An 18,849-nucleotide genomic window follows, 5' to 3' on the forward strand; every position below is an offset into this window, starting at 1 on the left:
GCCCCCGCTCTGCCTGCGTGCCGCTCGCCGAGTCGGATCACAGAGCGCCTATGGGCTGATCTTCGAACGGTTCGCGGCGGGAGTCGGTGAGCACAGGACCCAGGCTTACGGGGTTCGCCCCGTTGAGGGCTTGGCAGGGAGCGTCGGCTAGTTCGTGACCCTGGTGGCGTCATGGTCACTGGGGTCGGCGGCGTAGGTCGGTCATGCGGAGCGGGGCTCCTTCTGCCGGCGGCCAGACCGGTCGGGTCCGGCCGCCAGAAGGGTCGGGTCAGCGTGCGATGCGGCTGGTGGGTGGGGCTGTGGTGGGCGGAGGGCCTGCGCGGGGCGCCGTCCTGGTCGTGCGGCGCGGGGACCAGGTTGTTGCCGTGGGCATGGTGGCGTGGTGCCAGCGGGTGCGAATGGCAGTCAGTTCGGCGAGGGCGCGGCGGCTGCCGACGACGAGTTGGTAGGGCGTGTTGACCGGGTCGTCGGTGAAGGCCACGATGCGGCGGCCGACATGGTGGGCCGTGGTGAGGACAGACCGGTGCAGAATTCGCTCGCCCAGGTAGGGCGCGGACACGTCCGGTTCGGCGAGGAAGGCGAGCAGGTCCCGAAGGTCGTCCGCGGCACTGAGGACACCGCGCTGCTGGGCCTCCCATACGACGGTCACCGGATCGACGGGCGCGTGGCGGCGCACTAGAGCGGTCAGGCACTGCCAGAGACCGGCGTGCAGGGGTTGGGTGAAGTCCTCGGCGGCCAGCCAGCGCATCTGCTCCACTTCTGCCGGGCGCACCGTGCCCGTGGCCAGCAGCAGCCGCTCCTCCTGGGCGGCTTCGTCGCTGTCATGCAGGAAGGCCGGCGGGGGTTCAGGGGTACGGGGCAGCGATCCGGAGTGCGGTGGGAAAGCGGCGGCGATGTCGTCCGCGACGGATGCGAGGGCGTCGGCCTCGGCCAGTGTGGTCGACACGCGGTGCGGAAGCGAGGCGTCCCGTGCCGTGTGTATGAGGTGTGCGGCGGCCGTGCGCAGGCGGCGGCGGGCGTGTTCTGACTCGATGATCTGGACGTACGCGGACGTGTGCCCTGGGTCGGGGCATGCGCTGATGAGCCAGTGCAGGTGTGCGGCGGTCAGTCCGCGCGCCTGCTGGCGGGCAGCGGTGAGCACCTTGCTGAGCCAGGTGATGTGCTCGGTGGGCTCGGCCAGGCCGGGGGTGGATTGCCCACGCCGTGCGGCGAACACGGCGGCGTAGTCGGCGACCTCGCCCATGGCGGGGGCTGGCAGGGCACGGATCGCGGTGAACACCGCGGCGTGCGCGGCGGTGGAGAAGGCGTCCGGGCCGATCCGGGTGGCGTCAGCGATGCGCCGTGGGTCGGAGAGGAGGGCACCGAGCAGGGCCTGCTCGGCGTAGTACACCGGCGGCCATGGCGTGATGGTGGCGAGATCGTCTTCGTCGGGGTCCGGGGTTTGGGGCATCAGGCGGCCAGGGCGAATTCGTCTGGAGTGAAGGAGACGCTCAGGTGGGGGGCGAGGAGATGGGCAGCGAGTCGGGGCGGGACGGCATTGCCGATCTGTGAGAACTGCTGGCCCTTGTTGCCCTGCCAGGGGTAGTCGGCGGGGAAGGACTGGAGGATGCCCGCCTCGCGGGCGGTGATCCGGATCGGCTCGGGCACCGCCACGGCCTGCCCATCAAGGGTGTCCATGAGGACGGGAGCGGCGGGGGCGGCGACCCAGGTGCATTCGTTCGCGCGGTGCCCGAAGAACAGCGTCCCGGCCGGTTCGTCCGCCGGTCGCATGGTGGCGTTGGCCTGGTTATTGCTCCGCAGGGACCATGCCCAGCGACGCCCTTCAGCGGTGAATGCCGTCGTCGGGCGGTCGACGGGCAGGTCGCTTCGGCTGCTGGGCCAGGCGGCCCCGCCCGGGTGTGGGCTCCAGGTGCCGCGGTCGCGGGCGTCGGTGAGGGTTTTGCGCGAGCCGGAGGGGAACGGCTCGGGGCCGCCCCCTAATCCGCCGCCGGCGCACACGGTGGGGACCGGGCCGTCGGTGCGGCCCCAGCCCAGGGCTTCGGCCATCGACACCCACCGCGCGCGGCCGGGGCCGAACAGCGATTCCACCCCCGACGACGCGGACGTCGACGTCCCGGTCGGCGACCGGATGTCACTCACGCTCTCCGGCCGTATCCTGCCCGCCGAAGACCGCCGGGTGCTCGCGGCGTTCGCCGCCCAGGCCGCCGTGGTCCTGGACCGCCAACGCCTTCAGCAGAAGGCCGACGAAGCCAAGGAACTGGCCGAGGGCCACCACATCCGCACCGCCCTGCTCGCCGCCGTCAGCCACGACCTGCGCACCCCGCTCGCCGGCATCAAGGCCGCCGTCACCTCCCTCCGCTCGGACGACGTCGAATGGTCGTCCCGGGACCAGGCCGAGTTCCTGGAGGCCATCGAGGAGGGCGCCGACCGCCTGGACCACCTCGTCGGCAACCTCCTCGACATGTCCCGTCTCCAGACCGGCACGGTCACCCCCGTCATCCGCGAGACCGACCTCGACGAGGTGATCCCGATGGCCCTGGGCGGTGTACCGGAGGACAGCGTGGACCTCGACGTCTCGGAAACCCTCCCGATGGTCGACGTCGACCGCGGCCTGCTGGAACGCTCGGTCGCCAACGTCGTCGAGAACGCGGTCAAGTACAGCCCGCCGGGGGAGCGGGTCCTGGTCTCGCCCGGCGCGATCGCCGACCGCGTGGAGGTCCGGGTCGTGGACCGCGGGCCCGGCGTCCCGGACGAGGCCAAGTCACGCATCTTCGAACCGTTCCAGCGCTACGGCGACTCACCGCGCGGCGCCGGCGTCGGCCTCGGACTCGCGGTCGCCCGCGGCTTCGCCGAAGCGATCGGCGCAACCCTCAACGCCGAGGACACCCCCGGCGGCGGCCTGACCATGGTCCTCACCCTGCCGACGGCACCCCAGCGCCGCCCTGAGGAGCCCGACCGAGCGTCCGCGGTCCCGACGTGAACCGCGTTTCCGAGCGCTCAGCTCCACTGAAACCGGGCGGTGCCTTCGTGCGCGGTACATCCGGCTCCGGGAGGCCGTCGAGCGGGTCAGCCCGCTCCCTCCGTCACGCGCGTTTGACGCTCCGAGGGTCCTGCCACTCACCCGGGAGGCCAGCAAACGCCCGCCGGCGTAGGGTCGGCTACATCAGCGTGGAGTACCACTCACGCTCCCGTGCCGCGGCCATGCTGCCCGGTCAGGACGACTACGCCGCCTTCCACCGTGCCCAGGGCGTGCAGGTGGCGCATGGGCTCGGCGGCCGGCAGGCTGCGCGCGTCCTGGCAGGAGGCGAGCAGCTTGGCGCGGGTGCAGCGGCCGGGCGCTGGAGGTTGCCGAGGAGGATGCCGGTGTCGCGAGCGTCGATGTGCTTGGTGGTCTTCACGCTCGGGCGCAGCGAGCGAGCCTTGTCGGTGATCGCCTTGGCCATCAGAGGCTCGATGTCCTTCGGCTTGGCCGTCCCGGCGATCTTCCTCTTCCGGCCGCCGCCGTTGTTCTCGTACCGGGCCCACAGCACGGCACCCAAGTCCTTCCCGCCGAGCGAGCGACCTGCGGCTGATCGGGTGACGATGGATAGGTCCGGACATGACCACGCTACTGACAGCAGGAGGCAGGTGCCATGACGTCTTCTTCCGATTCTGCCGGCCCCGTTCCGCCGCGCGTCACTGAACCACCAGAGGATCGCCTGACCGGCGGTCTGTCGGCCGTGGCGAACCTGGGCTGGCAGATACTGCTCACCATGGGCCTCGCCACCATCGCGTTGGGCGTCATCGCCCTGGTCTGGCCGGGCGAGACGCTCCGCGTCGTCGGGGTACTCTTCGGTGTCTACTTGCTGGCCACCGGTGTGTTCGAACTCGCCGCCGCCTTCGGCACCCACGTTCCCCGGCATCTTCGCGTACTGCACTTCGTCACCGGCGCGGTCTCTGTCCTGCTGGGACTGATCTGCTTCCGGGGCCCCCTGGAGTCGATTTTCCTGCTCGCTCTGTGGATCGGCTTCAGCTGGCTGATGCGAGGCACCCTGGAGACGGTCGCTGCGGCCTCCGATCAGGCCATGCCCGCCCGCGGATGGCATGTGGCCTTCGGCATCATCGGCACCATGGCCGGCATCGTCATGATCATCATGCCGTTCACCTCCCTCGCGACACTCACCCTGGTAGTGGGCGTCATGGCCATAGTCCTGGGCCTGACCGAGGTGGTACGCGCCGTCATGACGCGCGTCGAGATCGGCCACCTGGCTGCCGGCACGCCCACCGAGCGGCGCCACATGTTCCACGCACGTCCGCACCCCCAGCACTGATCGAAGGGCGGATCGGCGGGACGCGGCGAGTCGTCGACTTGGCCAACTCCTTGCTGTCTTGTGTCGGCCGGTTTCCACGCGGCAGTCATTCGGGTTCGTCTGACCGGTCGGCCTTCTCGGGGCTGTCGTCTGCTCGCAACGGCAGCCCCGGCGGCCGACCGTCGCGATGAGCCCAGAAGTCTTTGAGGACGATTTGGATGATGCCGGTGACGGGAATCGCCAGCAAGGCACCCAAAATTCCAGCGACTTCGGCGGCGATCAGGATGGCCAGCAGCACGGTGAGGGGATTGAGTTTCACCGTCCGGGACAGGATGACCGGTTGCAGAAGGTGGTTTTCGGCCTGCTGATAGACGATGAAGAAAACGATGGCTCCGATGCCGGCCGGCAGGGAGTGGACGAACGCCACCGTGGAGGCGACGACAGCCCCTATGGTGGCCCCCACCAGAGGAATAAGGTCGGTCACCGCGACGAAGAGGGCCAGCAGGCCGGCGAACGGCACTCCGGAAACGAGCAGCACGATATAGGTCAGGAGCCCACAGATCACGCTGATCAGCAGGTTTCCGGTCAGGTAGCCGTTGACGGTACGGGCGCACGCGGCTCCGACGCGGCGTATGCGGGCCGCAGACCCCTCGTCCACGAGGGCCAGGGACCGCTCTATGGCCTTGGGGCCCTCCAGCACCATCAGATAGGCCAGGACGAAGATGGTCAGGGCGCCTGCCGTGGTGCTCGCCGCACCGCGGATGAACTTCAGGGCGGGCGTGCTCAGTCCGGTGGCGAATACACGGATCTGCGCCTGATGCTGTTGGACGTACTGCAGGGCGTGTGTCCGCTCCAGCAGGTTACCCACCGGCCCGTGGCCGGCCCGGGCGTCCCTGATCATCGCGGGCAGGCGACCTGCGAACCGGCTTCCCTCCTGGGCCAGGGGGATGACGAACAGGGCGACCACCGCGCCGACGACCGCGGCTGCAGCCAAGAAGACCAGCAAGGTGGCCACCGACCGTCGGCGCCGCGGCACCCGTCGCTGCAGCGCTTCGACCGCTGGATGAAGTGAGACGGCCAAGAACACCGCGATGACCGCCCAGATCAAGACCCGGCGAGCCTGAACCACCAGCTCGAGTACGACGTAGGTGGCGAGCACCAGACCGATGGTGGCGAGGATGGTTCGCACCGGAACCGGACGAGTCGCCATGGGCATCGGGTGCCCAGGCCCAGCCACGGGAAAACGAACAGGACCTCCTCTCCGGGTGTCCCGGCGCTGACGCACTTGACGGCCTCTGACACTTGCTGCGGCTGGTCGCCTCTACCGCCAGGTAAGTGGACGGCCAGAGACAACCAGCTGATGCCTCGGCCGTCCCCGAGGGCACACCCACGAGGCGGCCGTGTCCGGCTACGGCGGTGGCTGCGCCAGGTGCGGATGCCGTGGCCGCAGGTGCAATCGCGGGGCCGTCCGCACGAGGCTGATTCCGCATCGCGGAACGGGCACGTGCGTTCCGGGCTCAGGTCTTCCTGATCGATCATTCCCTGACCCAGGACGTGGCGACTGTCGCCCGACGGGCCGTGGATGACGGTGCGGATCTGCTGCCGTGTCGTTCGGCGCCTATGCCGCCTTGGTACAGACGTTGAAGTCGTCAACCGAAACCCGGAAAAGCGCGGCTTCCACGTCGTGAAAAGGCGCTGGGTAGTGGAGGGGAGTATCGGCTGGATCATGATGCACCGCCGTCTCGCCCGCGACCGCGAGACGCTCACGGCCAGCTCCGAAGCGATGATCCACATCACCTCGATCGACAACCTCGCCAAGCGCATAAGGGGCGAGAGCGCGCTAACCTGGCGAGGAACCTACAGGGCATACAGCACATGCCCTCTCAAAGTTCACCGGAGTCCTGCCGGCCCCCGGGAGATCCTTCAGCAGCCCTCCGGCGCGGCACGCCAGCCGTGCCACCGGCGGACGGCGATCACGAGCGCCGGACCGGTCGGCGGTCGCTGCCGGTACGGCGCGTACTTTTCCCGCAACAGGGCGACGGCCGCGGGGTACTCGCCCTGGGTGCCTGGCGGCAGCACGCGGGCGTCACCGTCCGCGCGGACCCACCACAGCCGCTCCCAGTCCTCGTCGTACGCGTCGACGAGCAGGCAGACAGCCGGGTGGGCCGCGATGTTGTCCAGCCGCTTCAGCCGCTGCGACCTCTTCGGTTTCCAGTCCACCGCGGTGACGATCTCCTCACCGTGGGCCGCGAAGACGACCGGCACCAGATGAGGGCGCAGGCCCGCGTCCACCGTCGCCAGGCGCGCCACCCGCGCGGTCGTGAACCGGCGGCGCGCCTCGTCCTCGTCCATGTCCGGCACGGTCAGCTCCGATTGTGCGGCGGCCGCGAGCTGTCACCGGTGCCCGGACGTGGCCTCGGCCAGTTCGTCCAGGGTGCGCAGCGTCTGGTCCTCGGGCAGCGTCGGCAGATACAACAAGACGCGTTCGACTCCGAGTTCGGCGTAGGTGTCGAGCGCCTCCCGGTCGTGCCGGCCCGCGTACACCACGACGGACGGGCGATCCCCGGCCGTCTGCCGCATATGTGCGATGCGTTCACCGAGCTTCTCGAGCGGCAGATCGCTCGGCATCCACGCCGCACCGTAGGCGGCGACGCGTGCGAAGGCGCGCTCGCTGTCGCCCCCGACCCAGATGGGCGGATGCGGCTTCTGGACCGGCTTGGGCCAGGCGTAGACGGGGCCGAAGTCGACGAAGTCGCCGTGGAACTCGGCCTTCTCCTTGGTCCACAGCTCGATCATGGCGCGGATGCGTTCGTCCATGAGCCGTCCGCGGACGGCCGGATTCGTCCCGTGGTTGCGCATCTCCTCGCGGTTCCAGCCTGCGCCGACCCCGAACACGGCCCGGCCGCCGGAGATCAGATCGAGAGAGGCGACCTCCTTCGCGGTGTGGATCGGGTCGCGCTGGACCACCAGAGCGATGCCTGTGCCCAGGAGCAGGTCACGGGTCACCGAGGCGGCCGCGGCGAGCGCCACGAACGGGTCGAGCGTCCGGTAGTAGATCCGCGGCAGCTCACCGCCCCCTGGGTACGGGGACTCCCGCTCGACCGGAATGTGCGAGTGCTCGGCCAGCAGCAAGGAGTCGAACCCGCGCTCCTCCAGGGCCGGTCCCAAGGCTTTGGGCCCAATGCCCTCGTCGGTGACAAATGTCGACACTCCGAACTTCATCCGCGACCACCTCGTCTCGTCGGCACACCTGCTGTCAGTGTGACGCGGCCGGTCGACCCTCGTCGGGTACGGCGTCCCGCGGCGTGGCGCCCAGACCCTGTGCCCGGTGTCACTGCCCGGCCGACGCGTCCGCCGGCCGCTGCAGGGCGCGCAATCCTGGCCGAGGACGTGTAGCTGCGTTTCCAGCAGGCCATGGGCACCGCCGCGCTCACCGAGGCTGTAGGGGGGCGCCGCAACCGTCCGCGCCTCCACCGACCACGACGGCCTTTACAGCCATGAGCGGCGGGAGGGGGGACGACGCCATCTGTCTGCAGGCATGCCGCCATCATGGCTTCTCCTCACCTACGGCGGCTGCACGATGGAATGGCATGTCTCATTGACCGCGGTCGACAACCCAGTGCTTCTCTACGACGCCGACAGTTACACCGACCCTCACGACGGCCTGTGTCATGCGACGGCCTCATTAAGAAAGTGGCTGGCGACCTGGGCTGACGGCGGCGACGTCTGGGATGAAGTCCTGTGACTGCTCTCACGAGCAAGAGTGACGTCGCATCCCACGTCCAGCTCATTTTGGCACGCGCCCCCGCGCTGTTGATCGGTGTAGCGACCGGCCGGACCTGGCCGTATTTCACGAGTCGGGCGCGAAGGGTTGCATGCGTGCGATGAGGACGGCGACATCGTCCGGGTCGGCGGGAAGCCGGAGTCTGTGAAGGAGCCGGTCGCAGGTGTCGTCCAGGGTGGGGTCAGGTGTGTCAAGCAGGCTCAGGAGGGTGTTGAGGCGTTCGTCGATGGGATGATGACGGACCTCGACGAGGCCGTCGGTGTACAGGACCAGCCGATCACCAGCGCCGACGGGGATGGTCGTGGTCACGAAGGGCACGCCGCCGACCCCGAGCGGGGTGCCGGTCGGAAGGTCGAGCAGTTCCGGGGGCTTGCCATTGCGCACCAGGACGGGCGGCAGATGGCCGGCGACGGAGACGTGGCACTCCGCGCGGTGCGGATCGTAGACGGCATAGACGCAGGTGGCTATGTACTGCTCAAGCCCTGAGGTGATCTTGTCGAGGTGATGGAGGACCTCGGCGGGGTCCAGGTCGAGGTCGGCGAAGTCGCTGGTGCCGGTGCGCAGGCGGCCCATGGTGACGGCGGCGTCGATACCGCTGCCCATGACGTCCCCCACGACCAGCACGGTCTTGTCGCCGTCGAGCGGGAGGACGTCGTACCAGTCGCCACCGACCTCGTAAGCCGCCTGTGCAGGCCGGTACCGGGAGGCGACTTCCAGGCCCGGGAGGTGCGCCGGGTGGTCCGGGAGCAGGCTGCGCTGAAGGGTCTCGGCTGTATTGCGCACCGTCTGGTGGGAGCGGGCGTTGTCGATGCACACCGCGGCGCGGGAGGCCAGCTCACCGGCGAGGGCGAGGTCGTCCTCGTCGAATGGCTGCGGGTTACGGGCGCGGCTCAGCCCCAGGGAGCCGAGGATCTGGCCGCGGGCGGTGAGCGGGAGCAGCATGTAGGAGTGCACGCCTGCACGGGCCAGCAGGGTGGCGGCGCGGTCGTCGCGGGCGATGCGGGCCATGGCGGCGTCATCCACGTGGGAGATCAGGATCGGCCGGCCGGTGCGTACGCATTCGGTGGGCAGGCGGTCGGCGTCGTAAGCAGCGATCTGCCCGGGCGGGTCGGCGGCCTGGACGGCTTCGGTGGCATACGCGGCCTGCACTGCGAGGGCGCGGAAGAGCGCTGGACCGTCGCCCAAGGGCAGGCGGTGCTCGTTGAGGACGGAGTCGAGGACGTCGACCGTGGCCATGTCGGCGAGCTCGGTGACGGTGACGTCGGCCAGCTCTCGGGCGGTCTGTTCCACTTCCAGGGTGGTGCCGATGCGGGCAGAGCCGTCGGCGATCAAGGCCAGGCGATGGCGGGCCTTGGCAGCCTCAGTGGCTGCCTGGTAACGGTCGGTGACGTCCACCACCAGGTCGGCGACCCCGAGGACCCGCCCCTGGGGGTCGTCCAGCCGGTACAGCGAGATCGACCAGGCGTGCACGTCCGGGTCGGCGGGGGTGTGGCCGACGATGGTGTACTCGTCGACCATGGGGACCCCGGTCTCGAGGACCTGCCGCATCCCGGCCTCCGGCCCCTCGAACTTCGCCGAGGTCATGATCTCGCGGTAGTGCCGGCCCAGATGGTCTTCCGCGGGAACGCCGTGCATCCGCTCCAGAGCGGGGTTGACGGCGACGTACCGCAATTGGGTATCGAGGATCGCCAGCCCGATGGGCGACTGGGAAATCAGCCGGGTGGACAGGGCGACGTCCCTCTCGACCTCCCGAAGCTTTGACCTGTCGGTGGCCAGACCAAGGGCGTAGAAGTCACCGAGGCTGTCCAGCAGCCGCATGTTGCGGAACTCCACCAAGCGAGTGCTGCCGTCCTTGTGCCGGATGGGGAAGGCCCCGGCCCACCTCTCCCCGGTGGCCATGACGCCGCCAAACAGCTTGATCATCAGATCCCATTGCTGCTCGTGAACGAGCAGTGGCGCAGCGTACTGCCCAAGAGCCTCTTCAGCGGTATAGCCGAACAGGTCCTCGGCCTCCGGGCTCCACAGATCGATCCGCCCATCGGCATCCAACAGCACCGCAGCAACGCCGAGAAGATCCATCAGCCCACTCGGCTGCGACGATCGCCCCTCCGGCTGGCCGGGGTCACCCGGACGCCCATCGGCTGCGCTCACACGGGCACCCCTTCCATGCGCCGGACCACAAGGGCCTCCACTCGCGCCAGCCCGGGCCCTGTCCCGTACCTACGGAGTGCTTCGGCTTCCATGGTCCCCCTGGAGCGGCCTTCCGCGCACGCACTGGACCAGGACGGCTCCGCTCCCTTTCCTCCGTCGTGAGCACTGCCTGGAATCAGCGGCGCACCTGGTAGGCAGCGGTCTGGCTTCGGGAGTGCCAGGTATGCGTGAACGGCGGCCTTGTCCACCGAGCTCCTGACGGGGCCTCCACGCGGAGCAGCCGGGCGTTGTTCCCGGGCGCTCTTCCTGCGGGCTACCTTGTCGGCGTGACCGCGATAGCGGTGATCATCTGATCGCAGCAGGAGCATGCCCGGCCGGCGGGCGCTGCGTCAGCGGCTCGTGCCGGCGTCGCCGTCGTCACTGGAAGAACGCCGTGGTCTCCTGCCGCCTGGAGCGGAGTCGTCTTCCTGCTCTTCCAACAGCTCGAGGAGTGCGGCATCGGCCCTTTTCTGATCTTCCTTCGTCAGTTCGACCGGTGCGTTGTCGTAGACGGTGTAGCGGTCCGGATCGATGATGTTGGCGGCTCGCAGGGTGAACGTCAGCAGGTGGCGCCACCCCTTGCGGTGGCCGACCCTCGCTTGCAGTTGGACCTGATAGTCACGGGCTTCCGGCAGGAACCCGGAAAACGGTGCCTCGAACTCGATGAAGAGTTGTTGCGCTTCTCTGCCGGGTACGACGAAGCCGGCCGGTGGCTTGCCGTCCTCGTCCGGCCCCGGCTGGAGGCGGGAGGGGGAGGACACCCACAGCAGCGGCAGGTGAGAGGCGGGCTCGTCGGGGAAGGTCAGGATGAGGTCCTGTACGACTATCGGCTTGGGGCCGGTGTTGTGAAGGACGAGCGGGAGCCGCAGCCGGGCCGTGGATGAGTGAATGATCGCCGCGAAGGCGTGCGGCTCCCACGTCTTCAGTCGCCCCTGTCTGGCGTTGAGCCACCAAAATGACGCGACAGTGAAGAGCAATGCGCAGACCGACACCACACCGGCGCCTGTGAGTGAGGAGGACCCGGCCTGAACGGTCGCGGTCATCGACGGGACCACACGTCCAGTGTGCCAATCCCCGAGGGGGCCGGCTAACGGGAATCAGCGGTCTCCGTCGGCTGGACCCGGCAGCCGACGAGTGGCACCGGCTTGCGTGTCACAGCGTCTCTCTTCCGCGCGTGCGTGGTCACGGCACCGGCGAGCAGCGTGAGGAGTCCGACGCCGGCCAGGTCTCCGAGCAGTGGCAGGACCGGGCCGAGGGCCACGCCGATGGCGCCCGCCGGCTCCAGCGCACCGAATCACCCGGAGGACGCGGTGGTGAAGCCGGCGTGAGCGGCCGGCTCCGGCATCGGACCGAGGGCCAGGATCCTGGCCACGCCCAGCAGGGCGAAGATCAGCACGGCAGGGCGAAGATCAGCACGATGAGAGAGGTCAGGGCGGTGGAAAGGGTCATGCAGTGTCCTTGACGGTGTGCGGGTGACGTTGCCGGCGGCGTTCGGCGCCCAGGCCGGCGAAGTAGGCGATGAGGTCCGGGTCGTCGACCGCCGAGGGGCTGAGGACCTGCTCGGGGGGTGCGCCCTGGAGGAGGCGTTTGACGGGGACTTCTAGTTTCTTGCCGGTTCTGGTGTGCGGGATGGCCGGCACGGCGAGGACCTCGTCGGGGACATGGCGGGGTGAGGCGCCGGTGCGGATGGCGTCGCGGATCTTCTCGCGCAGGGCGTCGTCCAGCGTGACACCGGGCGCGGGGACGACGAACAGAGGCATCCAGTAGCCGCCGTCGGATTCCTCCGCGCCGATGACGAGGGCCTCGGTGATCTCGGGGAGGCGTTCGACGATGTCGTGGATGTCGGCGCTGCCCAGGCGTACGCCGTTGCGGTTGAGGGTGGCGTCGGAGCGGCCGTGGACGATCACCGAGCCGTGGGAGGTGTGGGTCACCCAGTCGCCGTGCCGCCACACCCCCGGGTAGGCGGTGAAGTAGGCGTCGCGGTAGCGGCTGCCGTCGGGGTCGTTCCAGAAGTGGAGCGGCATGGACGGCATCGGGCGGGTGACGACCAGTTCGCCGACCTGGTCGACGACCGGCCGTCCCGAGCCGTCGTACGCCGCGAGCGCCACGCCGAGGTTGGGGGCCGACAGCTCACCCGCCCACACCGGGGTGGTGGGGGCGCTGCCGGCGAAGGCGGAGACGACGTCGGTGCCGCCGCTGGTGGAAGCCAGCTGGATACCGGCGCCCACGTGGTCGCGGACCCAGGGATAGGCGGAGGCGGGCAGGGCGGAGCCGGTGCAGCCGATGGCCCGGATGGCCGACAGGTCATGGGCGGACGGTTCGATGGCCAGCTTGGCCATGGCCAGCAGGTACTGGGGGCTGGTGCCGAAGACGGTCACCTCGTGGCGGGCCGCCAGCTCCCACAGGATGTCCGGGCGCGCCACCGGCGCGGGGCTGCCGTCGTAGGTGCAGGTGGTGGCGCCGGTCAGCAGGGTGGAGACGACCAGGTTCCACATCATCCAGTGCGTGGTGGTGTACCACAGCAGGCGGTCCCCGACACCCAGGTCGGAGTGCAGACCGAGGATCTTGAGGTGCTCCAGCAGGACGCCGCCGTGCCCGTGGACGATGCCCTTGGGCTGACCGGTGGTGCCGGAGGAGAAGACGATCCACAGGGGGTGGTCGAACGGAACCGGCGTGCGGCCGAGGTACTCGGTGCGGCCGGCGGCGTCGTCCCAGGAAACGGTGAGGCTGGTGTACGGGGTCTTGGGCCGGGCGAGGCCGAGGTGGTCCACGAGCACTGTGGCCTTGAGCGTGGGAAGGGCGGCGGCCAGTTCGAGTGAGGCGGCACGGCGGTCGTGCCGGGTGGCGTCGAAGAGGTAGCCGTCCGCGGTGATGAGCACCGCGGGTTCGAGCTGGGCGAAGCGGTCGGCGGCGGCCTTGGGGGAGTAGTCCTGGCCGCATACCGACCACACCGCGCCGAGGCTGGCGGTGGCGAGGAAGGCGATGACGGCGTGTGGGGTGTTGGGCAGGTAGCCGACCACCCGGTCGCCCGGGCCCACGCCGAGGTCGCGCAGGGCGGCGGCGACGGAGGCGACCCGGGCGCGGAGCTGCCGGCCCGTGATCTCGTAGGCGGCTCCGGTCTCGTCCAGCGCGGTGATCGCGGGTGCGTCCGGGTGCAGGTTGCGCAGGGCGTGGTGGGCGTAGTTGAGCGTGGCGCCGGGGAACCAGCGGGTGCCCGGCATGGTCTCCCCGGCCAGCACCCGCTCATACGGAGTGGCGGCATCGATGTCGAAGTACTCCCACACCGCCGCCCAGAACCCTTCCAGGTCGGTGACGGACCAGTGGTGCAAGGCCTGGTAGTCGGTGGGGTCCTTGATCCCTGCGGCGCCCTGGTGCCGGGCGGCCCAGCGGGCGAAGTCCGCGATGCGGCTGCCGGCGGCCGTCTTCGGGTCGGGCGGCAGGAACGGTTCCGGATGCGGCGTGGGGTGCGGGGTGGTCACGGTGCGGTGCTCCTCGGCAGGGGAACGGGCCGGGCATCGGCGGCAGGGCGGGCCGTGTGCAGCAGGGAGGCCCAGACGGCCGGGTCCGGGAAGTGGCCGCTCCCGGCGGGGACGGTGTCCATCACCACGCGGTCGGGGCGCAGCAGGACGGCGTCGGCCCGGCCGCGAGCCAGCCAGGCGGCCAGCGTGCCGTCGTCGTGCAGGTCGTCGAGGTGGATCGTGGGCGCGTCGAGTGCCGTGGCCACGGCAGTCATGTGCGGGGTGGGCGGCACAGCGGTCAGGAGGGCGAAGGAGTCTTCGAGGACGTCGTCCAGGCGTGTCCGCCTGCCGTCGACGGTCACCCAGGGCTGCGGGCAGAAGGTGCCGGTCAGCCCGCGTTTGATGAGCCCGGGGCGACGCCGTACCAGGGGGCCGGGAGTCAGCGCGGGGCTGAGGTCGCGGCTCACCGCCGAGGTCACCCCGGGGAGTCGGCATGCCGCGCCGACGACGGCCCGGCGCAGTGCCGCAGCGCGGTCCTGTCCACCGGTCATGGCCCAGCCGATGGCCACCGCGAGCCGGATCACATAGCGGGCGTGCGGTTTGCGCTCGCGCTCGTAGGTGTCCAGCAGCCCTTCGTCCGCGCCCTGCCGGAGAACACGGGCGAGCTTCCAGGTGAGGTTGCGGGCGTCACGCAGGCCCGCGCACAGGCCCTGGCCGATGAAGGGCGGGGTGAGGTGGGCCGCGTCGCCCAGCAGGAAGACGCGGCCCCGGCGCCACCGGTCGGCGAGGCGGGCCCGGAAGGTGTACCGCGTCTGCCGGATCACCTCGAAGCCGTCGCTCCAGGAGGCGGCGGACGGCAGGTCCACCCAGGGGGCGACCAGCTCGCGCAGCCGTTCCCGGCCGTCCGGTCCGTCCAGGTCCACGTCGGCGGGCAGTCGGAACTCCCAGCGGTAGCGGTCCTCGCCGAGACGCATGAAGGTGGCGGGCTGTGTGGGGCAGCAGATCTGGTCTACGCCCTCCCAGGTCCGCACCGGGCGGCTGGTGCGTACGTCGATGACCCGCCAGCTCTCCTCGAAGTGCAGGTCCTCCCACACGGCGCCGATGGCGTCGCGGATGAGGCTGCCGGCGCCGTCGCAGCCGAGGACGGCATCGGCCCAGACGTGCTCGTCCTCGTCGCTGCCGTCGCGACGGAAGGTGACCCGGACCGGAGCCGTCCCGTCGGTGTCCTGGCTGACGGACACGACCTCCACTCCGCCCCACAGCTCGCACTCCGGGCGGCGCGCCAGGGCGTCGCGCAGCAGACGCTCCAGGTCCGGCTGGTCGAACATGCTGGTCTGGGGGAAGCCGTGATGGCCGTGCCTGGATCGCGGAAATTCGGCGATCACGCGGTGCCGGGCGTCCAGCAGCCGCAGCCCGCGTGCGGGTCGGGCGAGGGCGGCGAACTCCTCGTCGATGCCGACACCCTGGAGGATCCGGCGCGCCTCGTCGTCCACGACGACGGCGCGCGGCAGGGGGTAGACGTCCCGGTGGCGTTCGAGGAGCAGACTGGGCACGCCGTGCCGGGCGAGGAGGAGCGAGGCCGTGACTCCGACGGGCCCCGCGCCGATGATCACTACCGGTCTCCGGGCTGTGGCGCTCACGTCGCGTCCACCACGGCGGTCCGCTGCTCGCCCAGGTCGATGTGCCCGTCGGGGGTGGCGATGGTGGCGGTGACGAGGTCGCCGTCGCGCAGGTACCGGGGATTCTTGGCCTGGCTGTTGAAGAACGCCTTCCACTTCAGTGCGGGCGGCAGCAGGGCGGCGATCTTCTCGACCGGCTTGGGCGGGGCCTTGAGGGCCGTGCCGCCGGGTGTGCCGGTGAGCAGCAGGTCGCCCGGGTCGAGGGTCTGGAAGCGGGCGAGCAGGGTGAGCGCCTGCGCGGGCCGGACGATCATGTCGGCAAGGGTGCGGTCCTGGCGCGGTACGCCGTTGACGTTCAGCCGCAGCCGCAGGTCGATCAGACGGGCGAAGTCCTCGGGCTCCAGCAGGGCCAGGTACGGCCCGGTCGGAGTGAACGTCGGGTAGGACTTGCTCTCGTAGAACTGGGTCTTGGTCAGCTGGACGTCGCGGGCGCTGACGTCGTCGGTGAGGACGAGTCCGGCGACATACGAAGGCAGGTCCGCCTCCTGGACAACAGTCCCCACGGGCAGGGGTGCGCCCATGACGAGGCCGAGTTCCACCTCGTAGTCGAGGAATTTCACGTGCGCGGGGCGGACGATCGTCTCGTGCGGGCCGCTGACCGAGCCGGACGCCTTGCGGAAGAAGGCGGGCGGGATGTCGCCGGTGAAGCCGGAGTCCTTGGCGTGACTGCGGTAGTTGACCATTTGGGCCACCACCCGGCAGGGCGTGGTGACCGGGGGCAGCGCCACCAGGTCGGCGACGGGTGTGCCGCTCCCGCCGGAGGCGGCGGCCTCCCGGACGGCCTCCCGGTCGGCGAGCAGGTCGGCGGTGGTGGCCGCCTTGGTGTCGATGCGGACGGCGCGCTCGTTCCGGACGGCCCACCAGCCGTCGGGGGTGCGCAGGACGTTGGTGCTCATGAGCTCATCGCTTTCATCAGGCCCAGCAGGCGTGCGGGGTCGAGTTCGTTGTCGTCGCGCAGGGCCGTCACGACCTCGCGGAGCTTGGCGGGGGAGGGGTTGGTGCCGAGGAAGTCGCGGGTGACGGGCGGGCCCCACTGGGCCAGGCCGCTCGCCGACATCGGCGCCCATCCGGGTTCGAGGTCCGAGGAGAAAAGATCGCCGTCGGCGAAGTGCTCCAGCATGAAGCGGTCGGGGTCGCGCCAGTAGTCGAAGAGCTGGCTGCCCTGGATGTGCCGGCCGATGCCCCAGCTGCGCTGGTAGCCGCGTTCGGCGAGGTACTCCCCGCCGGCGGCGATCGAGTCGAGGTCGGTGACCTGGTACGCGGAGTGGACGTAACCGGTACCAGGCCCCAGGTGCAGAGCCAGAGTGTGGTGGTCCACGGGCAGGCTGCCCTGGTCGCAGCGGATGAACGCCATGGTCGGCCCGCGCCCGCGCTGCCCGTCCAGGAACAGGAAGTCGGACACGATCATCCCGAGCGTGTCCAGGTACCAGTCGAGTGTGCGGGTGAACGTCCGCGTCTCCAGCACCACATGACCCAGGCGCTGGATGCGGGACGGCTCGCGGGGCGGGCGCTGGGCGGCGTTCGTACGACGGGATCCCGTGCCGGTGTTGAGGGCCAGCGGTGTCTGCTCGGGCAGCGCGGGCAGCGGTTCGGCGCAGTGCACGACCCGGACCGGAAGGCCCGAGGGGTCGAACAGGGTGACGGACCGGCCACCGCCGGGGACGTCGATGTCCCGGACGGTGTGTCCGACGACGGCGGCCAGCCGGTCCACATCGGCCCTCTCGGCCACGCGGAACGCCGGCCCGAGGAAGCGGGAGGCGCGCCCGCGCCGGATGACCATGCAGGGGGAGCCTGCGAACGTGCCGCGCAGCCACAACTCGTGATCGGTGCGGGCGGCGATGGCGAAGCCGAAGTCTCGGGCGAACACTTCGGCCCGGTCCAGGTCGGGCTTCTCGAACTCCAGCCAGGCCAGGTCCATGACCTTGATCACGGGGTTGCGTGATCGTCCGGGGTGTTCGCCGCGTAGGGCGCCCTGCTCACTGTGGAGGTCTTGGTGGGGCGTCAGAGGACCGCCCTTGTCAACGGGGATGTGGGACATGGTGTCCTCCAGGCAACACTGCTGTAATGATGAAATCATCAACTCTGCTGTTTCCCTCCGTCAATGGGTGCAGCCCAAATAATTGAGGATCTCATCAGTAATGGCAGTGTCATCGTGGCGGCGGTTACACTCGTCCGTATGCCGACGTCAGCCCCGCCCAAGAACCGCTTCGAGCGGCGCCGCGCCGAGACCCGTCAGGCGCTCGTCCGCGCGGCCCGGCAGATCCTCGCGGAGACGGGGGACACCAGCGTCAGCATCCAGGCCATCGCCGAGCGCGCCGATGTGGGTTTCGGCTCCTTCTACAACCACTTCGAGTCCAAGACGGAGCTGTTCGATGCCGCGGTGACGGATGCCCTGGAGGAGTTCGGGCAGGTCATCGACGCGCGTGTGGAAGGCATCGACGACCCGGCCGAGCTGGTCGCGGCCGGCTTCCGGCTCACCGCCCGGATGGCCGACTCCCACCCGGAACTCCTGCGGATCCTGCGCGACCGCGGTCTGGCCCACATCCACTCCGACAGCGGTCTCTCCCCGCGTGCCCTGCGCGACCTGGAGATCGGCATCGCCTCGGGGCGCTTCACGTGCGGCAACGCGACCACCGCCCTCTCCGCCCTGGGGGGCACCCTGCTGTCCCTCGTGGCTCTCAGGCTGGCCCGCCCGGGCCTCGACGGCGACGAGGCCGCCTCCGACCTCGCCGAGATGGTCCTGCGGATGCTCGGCCTCGCCGCGGACGAAGCCCGTGAGGTCACCCGGCGCCCGCTGCCCGATCCCGCCTGACGACGTCCTGCACCTGGAGCGCAGCCGCCTGCGGTGCCACGCCGGCGGCGACGAGGAACGCGGTGGCCGCGGTCTCACCCGCGGGGTCTGCCCACGGGCACTCGGCGTTCTCCTCGGCGAGGGCCAGCATCAGTGCCTCCAGCGCCTGGGCGAGGACGGGCGCTGGAAGGTGGTCCGCGAAGACGCCTTCGCGCTGACCACGTCGTAGGACCGCCACGGCCTCTTCTCGGGCCGGTGCCAAGGTGGTGCGGATCTCGTCCTCTCCCAGGTGGCGGCGCCCCAGGGCGATGAGCATGCGGTAGTGGTCGCCCACCGTCCATCCGGCCAGCACCATCCGTGTCATCGCCTCGACCGGGTCGGCATCCGCCGTACGGGCTGCGGTGAACGCCTGCCGGAGTTCATCGCCTGCTTCCCGCGTCAGCTCGGCGATCAGCGCCTGGCGGCTGGGGAAGTGGCCGTAGAGGGTGCGCGCCGGGCGACGCCGGCCGCCTGAGCGATGCCGTCGAGACTCGCGTCGGGGTCCTCCCGCAGCTTCTGCCGGGCGGCCACGAGGATGCGTCGGCGGTTGGAGTGAGCATCCCTGCGCTGCGGAGTGCGGCCCGGGGCGTCGGTCGTCTGCATGGTTCCGTCTCCCCAC

Annotated in this window: 15 protein-coding genes and 4 pseudogenes; 4 read left to right on the forward strand and 15 right to left on the reverse strand. The window is 70.2% G+C overall.

The genetic code is table 11. The features are described 5' to 3' along the window. Window positions 1–268 precede the first annotated feature (268 nt). Both IG05_RS0107910 and IG05_RS0107915 read right to left on the reverse strand, forming a co-directional pair. A complete protein-coding gene (locus IG05_RS0107910; RefSeq protein WP_030340426.1) occupies window positions 269–1,450 on the reverse strand; it encodes a DnaB-like helicase N-terminal domain-containing protein in 1,182 nt (393 codons plus the stop codon). Then, window positions 1,450–2,085 (reverse strand): annotated as a pseudogene (locus IG05_RS0107915) (DNA cytosine methyltransferase); the annotation flags it as partial. The gene IG05_RS0107910 and the pseudogene IG05_RS0107915, both read right to left, overlap by 1 nt. 4 nt (window positions 2,086–2,089) lie before the next feature. On the opposite strand from IG05_RS0107915, the pseudogene IG05_RS0107920 reads away from it, so the two are divergent. Further along, window positions 2,090–2,980 (forward strand): annotated as a pseudogene (locus tag IG05_RS0107920) (sensor histidine kinase); the annotation flags it as partial. A gap of 358 nt (window positions 2,981–3,338) precedes the next feature. Here the strand turns inward: IG05_RS0107920 and IG05_RS44745 are convergent. Continuing rightward, window positions 3,339–3,530 (reverse strand): annotated as a pseudogene (locus IG05_RS44745) (hypothetical protein); the annotation flags it as partial. A gap of 102 nt (window positions 3,531–3,632) precedes the next feature. On the opposite strand from IG05_RS44745, the gene IG05_RS0107930 reads away from it, so the two are divergent. Beyond that, window positions 3,633–4,310, forward strand: a complete 678-nt coding sequence (locus IG05_RS0107930; RefSeq protein ID WP_030340433.1) for an HdeD family acid-resistance protein — start codon at window positions 3,633–3,635, stop codon at window positions 4,308–4,310. 85 nt (window positions 4,311–4,395) lie between these two features. Here IG05_RS0107930 and IG05_RS0107935 read toward each other — a convergent pair whose 3' ends face one another. Beyond that, window positions 4,396–5,499 carry an AI-2E family transporter gene (locus IG05_RS0107935; RefSeq protein WP_030340435.1) on the reverse strand — a complete coding sequence of 368 codons (1,104 nt, stop codon included), beginning with the start codon at window positions 5,497–5,499 and terminating at the stop codon, window positions 4,396–4,398. 417 nt (window positions 5,500–5,916) lie between these two features. On the opposite strand from IG05_RS0107935, the pseudogene IG05_RS44750 reads away from it, so the two are divergent. Then, a pseudogene (locus IG05_RS44750) lies at window positions 5,917–6,150 on the forward strand (transposase); the annotation flags it as partial. A gap of 62 nt (window positions 6,151–6,212) precedes the next feature. Here the strand turns inward: IG05_RS44750 and IG05_RS0107940 are convergent. From IG05_RS0107940 to IG05_RS0107980, 9 genes are all read right to left on the reverse strand, one after another. Next, window positions 6,213–6,650 (reverse strand): TIGR03668 family PPOX class F420-dependent oxidoreductase, encoded by a 438-nt coding sequence (locus IG05_RS0107940; protein ID WP_030340437.1) that lies wholly within the window; start codon window positions 6,648–6,650, stop codon window positions 6,213–6,215. Between the two features lie 33 nt (window positions 6,651–6,683). Next, window positions 6,684–7,511: an LLM class F420-dependent oxidoreductase gene (locus tag IG05_RS0107945; protein ID WP_030340438.1), complete on the reverse strand. Its 828-nt coding sequence runs from the start codon at window positions 7,509–7,511 to the stop codon at window positions 6,684–6,686. A 628-nt stretch (window positions 7,512–8,139) separates the two neighbouring features. Then, window positions 8,140–10,224 (reverse strand): SpoIIE family protein phosphatase, encoded by a 2,085-nt coding sequence (locus tag IG05_RS0107950; protein ID WP_030340440.1) that lies wholly within the window; start codon window positions 10,222–10,224, stop codon window positions 8,140–8,142. Between the two features lie 389 nt (window positions 10,225–10,613). Beyond that, complete coding sequence (locus tag IG05_RS46735; protein WP_030340442.1) at window positions 10,614–11,306, reverse strand: hypothetical protein; 693 nt, start codon at window positions 11,304–11,306, stop codon at window positions 10,614–10,616. Window positions 11,307–11,350: 44 nt separating this feature from the next. Next, the gene (locus tag IG05_RS50520; protein WP_107051310.1) at window positions 11,351–11,548 is read right to left on the reverse strand and encodes a DoxX family protein; all 198 of its coding nucleotides are present in this window, start codon (window positions 11,546–11,548) and stop codon (window positions 11,351–11,353) included. 160 nt (window positions 11,549–11,708) lie between these two features. Next, a complete protein-coding gene (locus tag IG05_RS0107965) occupies window positions 11,709–13,742 on the reverse strand; it encodes an acetoacetate--CoA ligase (protein WP_030340444.1) in 2,034 nt (677 codons plus the stop codon). Beyond that, window positions 13,739–15,361, reverse strand: coding sequence for a bifunctional 3-(3-hydroxy-phenyl)propionate/3-hydroxycinnamic acid hydroxylase (locus tag IG05_RS0107970; RefSeq protein WP_030340446.1), 1,623 nt, complete (start codon window positions 15,359–15,361; stop codon window positions 13,739–13,741). The genes IG05_RS0107965 and IG05_RS0107970 overlap by 4 nt, the downstream gene beginning before the upstream one ends. Then, entirely contained in the window at window positions 15,358–16,296 is a 939-nt protein-coding gene (locus IG05_RS0107975; protein WP_030340447.1) for a fumarylacetoacetate hydrolase family protein, read from the reverse strand. Before IG05_RS0107975 ends, IG05_RS0107970 begins: the two co-directional genes overlap by 4 nt. Beyond that, the gene (locus IG05_RS0107980; RefSeq protein WP_030340449.1) at window positions 16,293–17,438 is read right to left on the reverse strand and encodes a VOC family protein; all 1,146 of its coding nucleotides are present in this window, start codon (window positions 17,436–17,438) and stop codon (window positions 16,293–16,295) included. Before IG05_RS0107980 ends, IG05_RS0107975 begins: the two co-directional genes overlap by 4 nt. Before the next feature lie 138 nt (window positions 17,439–17,576). On the opposite strand from IG05_RS0107980, the gene IG05_RS0107985 reads away from it, so the two are divergent. Next, window positions 17,577–18,212 (forward strand): TetR/AcrR family transcriptional regulator, encoded by a 636-nt coding sequence (locus IG05_RS0107985; protein WP_030340451.1) that lies wholly within the window; start codon window positions 17,577–17,579, stop codon window positions 18,210–18,212. On the opposite strand, the gene IG05_RS49085 is transcribed toward IG05_RS0107985, so the two are convergent. Further along, window positions 18,181–18,555, reverse strand: a complete 375-nt coding sequence (locus IG05_RS49085) for a hypothetical protein (protein WP_234335787.1) — start codon at window positions 18,553–18,555, stop codon at window positions 18,181–18,183. The two genes, IG05_RS0107985 and IG05_RS49085, sit on opposite strands and share 32 nt — an antisense overlap. Before the next feature lie 86 nt (window positions 18,556–18,641). Then, window positions 18,642–18,833, reverse strand: a complete 192-nt coding sequence (locus tag IG05_RS49090; RefSeq protein WP_051789594.1) for a hypothetical protein — start codon at window positions 18,831–18,833, stop codon at window positions 18,642–18,644. Window positions 18,834–18,849: the final 16 nt, after the last annotated feature.

Source organism: Streptomyces sp. NRRL S-1022, from assembly GCF_000720135.1.
Taxonomy (GTDB): Bacteria; Actinomycetota; Actinomycetes; order Streptomycetales; family Streptomycetaceae; genus Streptomyces.

Bases quoted from the DNA above. Each gene is read 5' to 3' on its own strand.
- IG05_RS46735 (WP_030340442.1), bottom strand. From the start codon at position 11,306: ATGACCGCGACCGTTCAGGCCGGGTCCTCCTCACTCACAGGCGCCGGT.
- IG05_RS0107985 (WP_030340451.1), top strand. From the start codon at position 17,577: ATGCCGACGTCAGCCCCGCCCAAGAACCGCTTCGAGCGGCGCCGCGCC.
- IG05_RS0107945 (WP_030340438.1), bottom strand. From the start codon at position 7,511: ATGAAGTTCGGAGTGTCGACATTTGTCACCGACGAGGGCATTGGGCCC.
- IG05_RS0107980 (WP_030340449.1), bottom strand. From the start codon at position 17,438: ATGTCCCACATCCCCGTTGACAAGGGCGGTCCTCTGACGCCCCACCAA.
- IG05_RS0107930 (WP_030340433.1), top strand. From the start codon at position 3,633: ATGACGTCTTCTTCCGATTCTGCCGGCCCCGTTCCGCCGCGCGTCACT.
- IG05_RS0107910 (WP_030340426.1), bottom strand. From the start codon at position 1,450: ATGCCCCAAACCCCGGACCCCGACGAAGACGATCTCGCCACCATCACG.
- IG05_RS49090 (WP_051789594.1), bottom strand. From the start codon at position 18,833: ATGCAGACGACCGACGCCCCGGGCCGCACTCCGCAGCGCAGGGATGCT.
- IG05_RS0107935 (WP_030340435.1), bottom strand. From the start codon at position 5,499: ATGGCGACTCGTCCGGTTCCGGTGCGAACCATCCTCGCCACCATCGGT.
- IG05_RS0107975 (WP_030340447.1), bottom strand. From the start codon at position 16,296: ATGAGCACCAACGTCCTGCGCACCCCCGACGGCTGGTGGGCCGTCCGG.
- IG05_RS49085 (WP_234335787.1), bottom strand. From the start codon at position 18,555: ATGACACGGATGGTGCTGGCCGGATGGACGGTGGGCGACCACTACCGC.